This is a genomic window from Actinomycetota bacterium (genome assembly GCA_036280995.1).
GTDB lineage: Bacteria > Actinomycetota > CALGFH01 > CALGFH01 > CALGFH01 > CALGFH01.
The window spans coordinates 1-9,982 of record DASUPQ010000750.1 but is presented as its reverse complement, the minus strand read 5'-3'; the positions used below and the strand labels follow the sequence as shown (position 1 = coordinate 9,982).

Here is a 9,982-nt window from a genome sequence, read left to right as displayed (position 1 = left end):
GGTGTGGAGCCCCCCGCCGGAATCGAACCGGCGACCCCATCCTTACCATGGATGTGCTCTGCCGACTGAGCTAGGGGGGCGGGTCGGTGCGTCTGCCCGGGCGGTGACCTAGGTGCGTCTCCCGCCAGTGTAGGGATGTTCTCTGGGCCTCCTCATCAGCAACTCGCCAGCACCGAGGAGGCATGGTACATGGCCTGGATCGCGGTTGTCCCGCCATCCCCCGCCGCCCCGACGAGCGCTACCAGTCAGATCAGGCTGGCGGCGGCCGCCACCGGCCTGCGGCCGCTCCTCGTGCTCGAGGTGGCGGGGCAGGCAGGCCCGTGGCGTCGGTGAACACGGCCACGCCGATCCCCGTGGCCAGCAGGGCGATGCCGACGAGACCCTCAGCTGGGGGCGTCAGGCCTCCTGGCGGTGGACGCGTTCGGGGAGGAACACCGACATGACGTCGCGGACCGAGAGGACGCCCACGGCGCCGCCCTGCTCGGCGACCACCAGGTGACGGATCTGGCGGTCGTGCATCTCGGCGGCGGCGACGGTGACGTCCCAGTTGGCGGAGGCGGTGACGACCGGGGCGGTCATGTGGTCGCCGACCTGGGCCTGGCTGATGTCGCCGAGCTGGGCGGCCGCGTGCATCACGTCGCGCTCGGTGAGGATGCCGGCGAGCTGGCCGTCCTGCTCCACCACGACCGAGCCGATGCCGTGCTCCCGCATGACCTGGGCGGCCCGTTGCAGCGACTCGCCGGGGGCGACCGAAACCACCGGGCTCCTCATGAGGTTGCGGACCTGCATGGCACGGACCTCCTCGATCATGGCCAGGGCGTCGACCGTACCTTACCGGAGCCCATCCGTGGTTGAATGTCTAGACATATAGGCAGTCGAGAGCGAGGGGCGCTTCATGTCGACGGCACACGGGGTCGCCATGCTGGGTACCGGCCTGATCGGCGACTTCTACACGATGACGCTGCACGGCCAGCGGGGCCGTGACCGGGTGCAGGTCGTCTATTCGCGGTCGGAGGAGCGGGGGGCGGCGTTCCGGGAGCGGTGGGGGGTACCGGTGTCCACGACCAGCGTCGAGGAGGCGGTGGGGCACCCGGATGTGGACACGGTGGTGGTCGGGCTGCCCAACCACATGCACCTGGAGGCGGTCGAGGCCGCGGCCGCGGCCGGCAAGGCGGTGCTGGTGACCAAGCCGCTGGCCCGCAGCGCCGACGAGGCGCGGCGGATCCTGGAGGTCGTGGAGCGGGCCGGCGTGTTCGGCGGCTATCTGGAGGATCTCGTCTACACCCCGAAGACGCTCAAGGCCATCGCCTCGACCCGGTCCGGGGCCATCGGCGACGTGCTCTGGGTGCGGAGCCGGGAGACCCATCCGGGGCCGCACAGCGCCTGGTTCTGGGACGCCGGGCAGGCCGGGGGCGGCGCCATCGTCGATCTCGGCTGCCACTGCATCGAGATCGTGCGCTCGTTCGTGGGCAAGGGGAACCGGCCCGTCGAGGTGATGTGCTGGAAGGACACCCTGGTCCACCCCATCGAGGCCGAGGACAACGCCATCGCCCTGATCCGCTTCGAGAGCGGCGCCATCGGGCAGTTCGAGGTCAGCTGGACCTTCCGGGGGGGCATGGACCTGCGCGACGAGGTCGCCGGGACCGAGGGGACGATCTGGCTCAACCACTTCCTGCGGACCGGCTTCGAGATGTTCACCTCCGGCGGGGGCGGCTACGTGGCCGAGAAGGCCGAGGCGGAGGCGGGCTGGCAGTTCCCGGTGGGCGACGAGGTGGTCGAGCTGGGCTACGTCGACATGTTCACCGACATGTTCGACGCCATGGAGGCGGGCCGGGAGCCGGTCGAGACCCTGTACGACGGCTATGTCGTCAACGCCATCATGGACGCCTGCTACCGCTCGGCCGAAGCCCGGACCTGGGTGCCGGTCGAGCTGGAGTGGCGCGGCGGGCAGACCCCCCGCGTGTCCCGGCCCGAGCGGACCGAGGACGGCCTGGTGGTCATCAAGGAGGAGCACCTGCCCGACGGCCGCCGCAAGCTGATCCTCAAGGACCCGGCCACCGGCGCGTTCGTCGACCGCGTGCGCGGCTGACGGGAGGACGTCCGGGTCCTGGAGGCCAGGGACCGGGGCCGGGGCGGTGGCCGGCGCCTGGGCGGTGCTGCTCGGGGAGCGGCCGGAGCTGCGCAGCGACCTTGCGCCGCGAGCTGGTCGACCGGGTCGACCTGCCGCCCGGCGGCTACCGGCCGATCGTTGCGGCCGCCACCGCTCAGACCACGTAGGGCGCGACCGCGTTGCGGGCCAGCAGGAAGCCGGCCTTGACCTTCTCGTCGCTGCCCTCGAAGTCGCGGTCCTCGTGCTCGATGACCACGCAGCCGTCGTAGCCGACCCGGTACAGGGCCGACACGAACCGGTCCCAGCGCACCTCGCCCAGGCCGGGCAGGCGCGGGATCTGCCAGCCCATCCCGGCCGACATGATGCCCCGCTCGTACAGGCCCTCCCGGTCGATCTCGAGGTCCTTGGCATGCACGTGGTGCAGCCGCGAGCCGAACTCGCGCACCACCCGCTCGATGTCGATCATCTGCCAGACCAGGTGGGAGGGGTCGAGGTTGAGCCCCAGGGTGTCGTCGTCGAACCAGCCGAAGATCTCGCGCCAGGTGGCGGGGGCGTAGAACAGGTTGTGGCCGCCCGGCCACTCGTCCTGGCTGAAGATCATGGGGCAGTTCTCGATGGCCAGCTTGACCCCGTGGTCGCGGGCGTAGGCGACCAGGTCGGGCAGGAACCCCCGGGCGGCCTCGATGTTCTCGCGCAGCGGCCGGGCCGCGTCGGCCCCGACGAAGGTGTTGACCACCGGGACGCCCATCCTGGCCGCCCCGGCGATCAGCACCCGCAGGTGGGCCAGGGCGTCCTCGCGGACGCCGGGGTCGGGGTGCAGCGGGTTGGGGTAGAAGCCGAGCCCGCTGATCTCGATGCCGCGGCCGGCCAGGTCCTCCACCAGCTCCTTGGCCTCGCCGTCGGACAGGCCGGCCACGTCGATGTGGGACACGCCGGCGTAGCGGCGGGCGGCACCCTCGCCCCGCGGCCAGCAGGCCACCTCCAGGGCCGAGAAGCCGTTGGCGGCGGCCCAGTCGGCCACGTCGGTGAGGGGGGTGTCGGGGAAGGCGGCGGTGAGCAGTCCGAGCTTCATGGTGCGCTCCTCCTGACTGGCGCCCAGGTCCGGGACCTGGCTGACTCGACCACGGCGTCGCAGACCAGCATGACGTCGTGGCCGTCGGCGAACGTCGGGTAGGCGGGGTCGGCCGACGGCCGGCCGGCGGCGACGTCGGCGTAGACGGCGGCGAACAGCCCCCGGAAGGTGTCCGGGTAGCCTTCGACGTGGCCGGCGGGGTAGCCGGTGACGGCCGCGCCCATGGCGGTCATCAGCGACGGGTCCTTGCCGGCCGTCTCGTTCGGCCGGTCGCGGTGCCCGACCCAGAGGTACTCCGGCTCCTCCGAGACCCAGGCCACCGACCGCTCCGAGCAGCTCAGCTCCCAGGTCAGGCGGTTCTTGCGGCCGGCCGACACCTGGCTGACCGAGCACACCCCGCGCATGCCGCCCTCGAACCGCAGCAGCATGCCGGCGGCGTCGTCGCTGGTCATGCGCTCGCGCACCCGCTCGACGTCGCTGGCCACGGCGTGGCCGGCGAAGGTCCCGACCTCCTCCAGGGGATGGTTGCGCTCGGGCACGAAGGTGTGCAGGTCGGCCAGGACCTCGACCACCCGCCGGCCGCTCACGAAGCTGACCAGGTCCAGCCAGTGGGAGCCGATGTCGGCCACCGCCCGGAGCTGGCCCTGGCGCTCGGCCACCAGCCGCCAGTTCCAGTCGGTCTCCTCCAGCAGCCAGTCCTGGTGGTAGGCGCCGGTCACATAGCGCGGCTCGCCAAGGGCGCCGTCGCGGACCATGCCGGCGGCGTTGTGGTTGTGGGGGGAGAAGCGCAGGTTGAAGCAGACGGCGTTGACCAGGCCGCTGCCGGCGGCCAGTTCCACGAGGGCGGCGGTCTCCCCCGCCGAGACGCCCAGGGGCTTCTCGCAGACGACGTGCCGGCCGGCCCGCAGGGCGGCCGCCGCCTGGGAGGCGTGGACGTCGTTGGGGCTGGTCACATGCACCGCGGCCAGCGAGTCGTCCTTGGCCAGGGCCTCGACCGAGTCGTAGGCGGTGGCCAGGCCGAGCCGGTCGGCGACCTCCTGGGCCCGGGCCGGGCTGCGGCCGGCGACGCCGGCGACGTCGACCCCGAGCCGCCGCAGCGCCTCGGTGTGGGTTGCGGCCATCCAGCCGGTGCCGACGATGCCGACGCGGGTGCCGGCGACCTCGCTCACTGGCGCGACCTCCGCTCCCCTGACGCCTCGTATGCGCCCGCCCTCATCCGCGCCTCCATGCGGTCAGGTGCCCCGCTGGCCCGTGACCCGCACGTACACCCAGGCCAGGGCGAGGACGATCAGCCCGTAGAGGATCTGGCGGAACGCCTCGGTGGTGTCAAGGGTCAGCAGCAGCCGGTTCAGGACCGTCAGGATCAGGGCGCCGAGGATGGTGCCGGTGTAGCCGCCGACCCCGCCGAGGATCGAGGTGCCGCCGATGACCGCCGCCGCCACCGACGGCAGCAGGTAGGCGTTGGTCTGGTCGGGGCCGACGGAGCCGCTGATGCCCGAGAACAGCAGCCCGGCGAGGGCGGCCAGCAGGGCCGACATCACGTAGACGGCCAGCAGGACCTGCCAGATCCGGACCCCGGCGAGGCGGCAGGCCACGGGGTTGTCCCCCACCGCGTAGATGGTGCGCCCGAGCCCGGTCCGGGACAGGCCGAAGATCAGCGCGGCGGCCACCACCGCCCAGACGAGGAGGTTCCTGGGGAGGGGGCCGAACAGGGTCCCCGAGGCGACGTCGGTGACGACCGGCAGGAGCCGGGTCGACCCGGACAGGAACCCGTCGCCGACCAGGCCGACGGTGACCACGCCGAGCAGCACGCTGGCCATGCCGAGGGTCATGATCAGCGGGTTGACCTTGAAGACCCCGACCCCGATCCCGTTCACCAGCCCGACGGCCAGGCCGACCAGCATGGCCAGGCCGAGCGCGACCAGCGGCCCCTGCCCGCTCTGGTTGGCGGCCACATAGGCGGCGAAGTTGGCCGTCATGACCGTTGACAGGTCGATGCCGCCGGTCAGCATGCACAGCGTCTGGCTGGCGGCCAGGATGGCCAGCGGGCAGGCGAGCAGCAGGGTCGAGCGGACGCCGTTGGCGCTGAACATGCCCTCGGCGACCAGCCCGGTGATCACGTACAGGACCAGCAGGACGCCGCCCAGGGCGATGGCCGGGCGGTCGACCAGCGTCTGACGCCACTGGGTGATCGCCGGGTCGGCGGTGGCCGCGCTCACCGCGACCTCCGCGGGATCTGGACCAGGCCGCCGATCATGACGACCACGATGATGATGATGCCCCGGGCGACCTCGGCGAAGTTGGGGTCCCAGCCAAGGCCGAGCATCAGCGCCGGGATCAGACCCAGGCAGAGCGCGGCCAGGACGGGGCCGAGCAGGGTGCCCGACCCGCCGAGCAGGGCCACGCCGCCCAGCACCACCGCGGCCACGCTGGTCAGGGTGGCCGTGGCCCCGATGGAGGCCCGTGGCTCGCCGCTGCCGGTGAAGGCGGTGGTGACCACCCCGGCCAGCCCGGAGAAGAAGCCGGCCATGATGTAGGCGATCACCCGGGTGCGGCCGACCTTGACGCCGGACAGGAAGGCCGCGGCCCGGTCGCTGCCCACGGCGTAGGTGGCGATGCCAAGGCGGCTGCGCTTGAACGGCAGCCAGACCAGCGCCAGGACGGCGGCCAGCAGCAGCGTCGCCGGCAGCGGCTCGTCGAACCCGCCGACCAGCAGCTCCTGGAAGCGGGGATGGGTGCCGCCGCCGGGGCTGTCGAGCACGATCAGGGCCAGCCCGCTGAGGACGAAGCTGGCCGCCAGCGTGACCACGATGTCCGGGACCCCGGAGACGACCGCGACGGCGCCGATCAGCCCGGACAGGACCATGGCGATGGCCACCACCAGCAGGGCGATCAGGACCACCGGGCCGAGGTCCTGGTCCAGCATCAGGCGGGCGGCGATGCAGTTGGCCAGCACCATCATGGCCCCGACGGACAGGTCGATCCCGCCCGAGATGACGATCACCGACTGGGCCATGGCCAGCAGGGCCAGGGTCAGGGTGCCGGCGACGATGCCGCGGATCTCGAAGGGGCCGAACGCCGGGATCTGGCTGTAGCGCCAGAAGACCAGGGCGCCGAGCAGCAGGGCCACCCCGACCACCCAGCCCTGCCGGCGCCGGAACCGGGTGGCCCGGCTGCTGGGCTGCGGGAGCGGGGTGGCCGCGACCGCCCGCGGGGCGCTGCTCATACCGCCGTCACCTCCAGGCCGTGGGCGGCTGTGAGCAGGTCGGACTCGCTGGCCGTCGGCGGCATCTCGGCCACGATGGCCCCGTTGTGGAGCACGGCCGCCCGGTCGCATACGAGCCCGATCTCACGCAGCTCGCTGGTGAACATGACGATGGCCGCGCCGCCGTCGGCCAGCTCGCGGATCAGGTCGTAGATCTGGTGCTTGGTACCGACGTCGATGCCCCGGGTCGGGTCGAACAGGAGCAGGGTGCGGAACCCGGCGGCCAGCCAGCGGCCGATGGTCAGCTTCTGCTGGTTCCCGCCCGAGAGGCGCCGCGCCTGGGCGGCGGCGCGGGTGTCGATGGACAGCCGCGTGACCGCGTCCTGGACCTGGCGCCGCTCCCGGCCGGCGTTGATCGGCCCCCAGCGGCCGAACCGGTTGAACAGCGGGATCGCGATGTTCTCCCGGATGGGGCGCTGCGGCAGCAGGGCCAGGAGCCGGTTGCTGGGCACCAGCACGACCCCGCGCCGGATGGCGTCGTACGGGTGCCGGGCCCGCAGCGGCTGGCCGTCGACGAGGATCTCGCCGCCGGCGGCCCGGGCGTTCCCGGAGAGGATCTCGAACAGCCGGTCCTGGCCCTGGCCCTCGAGGGCGGCCAGCCCCAGGACCTCGCCGGCGGCGACCTCGAACGAGACGCCGGCGTCCTGCCGGTCGATCAGGAGGTCGCGCACGACCAGCCGCTGGGTGCGCTCCCCCTCGGCCCGGGCGGCCCGCTCCCGGGCGGTGTCGCGGACCCCGGCGCCGGCCTCGGCGAGCATGGCGGCGACGATCTGGGACTCGCCGCCCTCGCTGCCGGGGTGGAAGGAGGCGACGTCGCGGCCGTCGCGCAGGACGGTGCACATGTCGCAGTGCTGGCGGACCTCGGCCAGCCGGTGGGAGATGAACAGCACCGACCGGTTGCGCTCCTTCCAGCGCGTCATGATGGCGAACACCCGGTCGGAGAGGTCGGGCGGCAGCGCCGCCGTGATCTCGTCGAGCACCAGCAGCTGGGGATCGAAGGCGAGCGCCCGGGCCAGGTCGAGCATCCGCAGGAAGGGCAGGGGGATGTCGCGGACCTGCTCGTCCAGGTCGAGGCCGTCCAGGTCCATCTCGGCCAGCTCGTGGCGGACCTTGGCCGGGTCGGCCCCGGTGAGCCGGAGGTTCTGGGAGACGGTGAGGTCGCCGATCATGGCCGGGTCCTGGTAGACCGGGGCCAGGCCCCGCCCGCGGGCCTCGGTGGGGCTGCGCAGCTCGACCTGGGCGCCGTTGACGGCCACCGTGCCCGAGTCGTGGTGGAGCACGCCGGTGAGGATCTTGACCAGGGTCGACTTGCCGGCGCCGTTGGCCCCGAGCAAGGCGTGCACCTCGCCCGGGGCCACCGACAGGTCGACCTCGCGCAGGGCGACCACGGGACCGAAGGCCTTGGCCACCGCGGTCGCCTGCAGGAGTGGTTGTGACATCAGCGGGTCAGGTGCCGGCTACTCGCCCGGGCCCTTGCAGGCGAACAGCTGCTCGTTGGTGTAGGTGGTGAACGGCTTCACCGAGACCGCCGAGCTGAAGGTGGCCTCGCGGTCGGGGAAGCTGTTGGCCTCCAGGGTCGCCTTGTCCTGCTCGGCGTCCCAGACCTCGGGAGTCAGCAGGGTCTCGCGCTTCACCGTCTTGCCCGAGAGCACATCAAGAGCGATGGCCGTCCCCACCCCGCCGATGACGGCCGGGTTGGTGACGGCGGCGCCGGGCGAGCCGTCGAGCAGCTGCTGGATGAACTCGTTGTTGTCGGCCCCGACGACCGGGACCGGCTCCTTGCCGACGGTCTTGAAGGCGTTGACCACGGTGTAGTCGATGCCCGAGGTCCAGACGCCGTCGTAGTTCCCCGAGCCGAGCTCCTGGACGGCGATGTCCCCGCCCTTGGTGAAGTCCCAGCCGGTGAAGACCTCCTTGATCTTGATGTCCGGGTTCTGGGCCATGACCTCCTGGAAGCCCTTGTCGCGGTCGGCGTCGGCCGGCACGCCGTCGATCCCGCGCATGTAGAGGACGTTGCCCTTGCCGCCGAGCTGCTCGGCCAGCCACTCGGCGCCCAGGCGGCCGTAGGCGACCTGGTCGTTGGTGGCGACGTAGGCCGTCGGCTCGGACACGGCCTGGTCGACGGCCACGACCACGATCTTCTTCTGGGTGGCCTGCTGGATCACCGGGTTGAGCTTCTCCCGGTCGGACGGGTTGACGATGATGGCGTCGGCGCCCTGGGAGATCAGGTTCTGGAGGTCCTGGATCTGCTCGTTCGGGCCGCCGTTCTTGGAGATGGCGATGACCTTGCTGACCTTGCCGCTGGCCAGGGCCTGCGCCTTGACCGAGCAGATCATCTGCTCGCGCCAGCCGTTGCCGGCCAGGGTGTTGCTGACGCCGATGACGAAGTCATCGGTCTTCTGGGCCGGCCCGCCCCCGGTCCCACCGCCGGAGTCGTCGTCCCCGCCACCGCAGGCCGTGGCCGCGATGCTCAGGGCGGCCACCAGGATGCCCATCCGCATCCATCTGGATCGCCTCATGGAGTGTCCTCCCTTGCTCGGGTGAGCACGTGCGCGAGGCGGCGCGCGTGCTCGTCGTAGGCCGCGTCGAACAGACGCGCCGACTCCTCGTCGCCCACCACCGACCCGCTGGTCAGCACCGGCGGCAGGGCGCCGCGGGCCACCAGCAGGTCGGCGGTCCGGACCTTGATCTCGTTCACCACGGCCACGGCGGTGACGCTGGACCCGGGCCCGACGGGCGTGGCCAGGCCGTCGATGGTGACCAGGGCGTCGCCGACCGGGGTGCCGAGGTCGATGACGACGTCGGCGTGGTCGAGCAGCCGGGTGCCGGACGAGTGGCCCAGGGCGGCGGCGCGCGACTCGGCCACCGAGGTCACGGCGATCACCGGCAGGCCGCGGCGGCGCGCGCCCATGGCCATCTCGATCGGGTTGGCGGTGACCCCGCGGGCGCTGAACACGACCATGGCGTCCGGGGGGCCGAGGTGGAAGTTGCGCAGGATGACCTCGGCCAGCCCCTCGACCCGCTCGATGAACATGGCCTGGCGCTGCCCGTTGGCCCCGACGACCTGGGTGTGGAAGGTGGTCGACAGCTCGACGATCGGGTGGAAGCCCGGATAGGACCCGTAGCGGGGGAACATCTCCTCGACCGACATGCGGCTGTGCCCGGTGCCGAAGAGGTGGACGAGGCCGCCACTGCCGATGGCCTCGGCGCAGATCGCCGCCGCATGGTCGAGCCCGGCCCCTTGCGTCTGGTCGAGCTTCTCCAGCAACGCGATGGCGGCCTGTGTCCAGCCCACTTGTCTAGACATAATCGGGACCATATCGTGGAGCCATGGTGCCGTCAACGAAAGCACATACGCCCGGAACGACGCGCTACCGGGAGATTGAACGGTACCTGCGCACCCTCGTCGAGGGGGCTCGCCCGGGCGCTCCCCTGCCCAGCGAGGCCGAGCTGTGCGAGCGGTTCTCGGTCAGCCGGATGACCGTCCGGCAGGCGCTGGCCGAGCTGACCAACGACGGGCTGGTGGAGCGCCGGC

Annotated in this window: 10 protein-coding genes and 1 tRNA gene; 2 read left to right on the top strand and 9 right to left on the bottom strand. The window is 72.2% G+C overall.

All coding sequences use genetic code 11. The features are described from left to right. Positions 1-4: 4 nt before the first annotated feature. Together VF468_25205 and VF468_25200 are read right to left on the bottom strand one after the other, a co-directional pair. Positions 5-80, bottom strand: a tRNA-Thr gene (locus VF468_25205). A 316-nt stretch (positions 81-396) separates the two neighbouring features. Further along, complete coding sequence (locus VF468_25200) at positions 397-810, bottom strand: CBS domain-containing protein (protein HEX5881586.1); 414 nt, start codon at positions 808-810, stop codon at positions 397-399. An 85-nt stretch (positions 811-895) separates the two neighbouring features. Between VF468_25200 and VF468_25195 the strand changes: the two genes are divergently transcribed. Continuing rightward, entirely contained in the window at positions 896-2,089 is a 1,194-nt protein-coding gene (locus tag VF468_25195) for a Gfo/Idh/MocA family oxidoreductase (GenBank protein ID HEX5881585.1), read from the top strand. A gap of 175 nt (positions 2,090-2,264) precedes the next feature. On the opposite strand, the gene VF468_25190 is transcribed toward VF468_25195, so the two are convergent. The 7 genes from VF468_25190 to VF468_25160 form a co-directional block, all read right to left on the bottom strand. Beyond that, positions 2,265-3,182: a sugar phosphate isomerase/epimerase gene (locus VF468_25190; protein HEX5881584.1), complete on the bottom strand. Its 918-nt coding sequence runs from the start codon at positions 3,180-3,182 to the stop codon at positions 2,265-2,267. Further along, positions 3,179-4,351, bottom strand: coding sequence for a Gfo/Idh/MocA family oxidoreductase (locus tag VF468_25185; GenBank protein ID HEX5881583.1), 1,173 nt, complete (start codon positions 4,349-4,351; stop codon positions 3,179-3,181). Before VF468_25185 ends, VF468_25190 begins: the two co-directional genes overlap by 4 nt. Before the next feature lie 63 nt (positions 4,352-4,414). After that, on the bottom strand, positions 4,415-5,401 hold the full coding sequence (locus tag VF468_25180; GenBank protein ID HEX5881582.1) for an ABC transporter permease: 987 nt from the start codon (positions 5,399-5,401) through the stop codon (positions 4,415-4,417). Beyond that, the gene (locus VF468_25175) at positions 5,398-6,408 is read right to left on the bottom strand and encodes an ABC transporter permease (protein ID HEX5881581.1); all 1,011 of its coding nucleotides are present in this window, start codon (positions 6,406-6,408) and stop codon (positions 5,398-5,400) included. Before VF468_25175 ends, VF468_25180 begins: the two co-directional genes overlap by 4 nt. Next, complete coding sequence (locus VF468_25170) at positions 6,405-7,886, bottom strand: sugar ABC transporter ATP-binding protein (GenBank protein ID HEX5881580.1); 1,482 nt, start codon at positions 7,884-7,886, stop codon at positions 6,405-6,407. Before VF468_25170 ends, VF468_25175 begins: the two co-directional genes overlap by 4 nt. Positions 7,887-7,904: 18 nt before the next feature. Continuing rightward, positions 7,905-8,966 carry a substrate-binding domain-containing protein gene (locus VF468_25165; GenBank protein ID HEX5881579.1) on the bottom strand — a complete coding sequence of 354 codons (1,062 nt, stop codon included), beginning with the start codon at positions 8,964-8,966 and terminating at the stop codon, positions 7,905-7,907. Next, positions 8,963-9,754 (bottom strand): SIS domain-containing protein, encoded by a 792-nt coding sequence (locus VF468_25160; GenBank protein HEX5881578.1) that lies wholly within the window; start codon positions 9,752-9,754, stop codon positions 8,963-8,965. Before VF468_25160 ends, VF468_25165 begins: the two co-directional genes overlap by 4 nt. A gap of 23 nt (positions 9,755-9,777) precedes the next feature. On the opposite strand from VF468_25160, the gene VF468_25155 reads away from it, so the two are divergent. Further along, positions 9,778-9,982: GntR family transcriptional regulator (locus tag VF468_25155; protein ID HEX5881577.1), on the top strand; the 205-nt coding region annotated here is incomplete at its 3' end.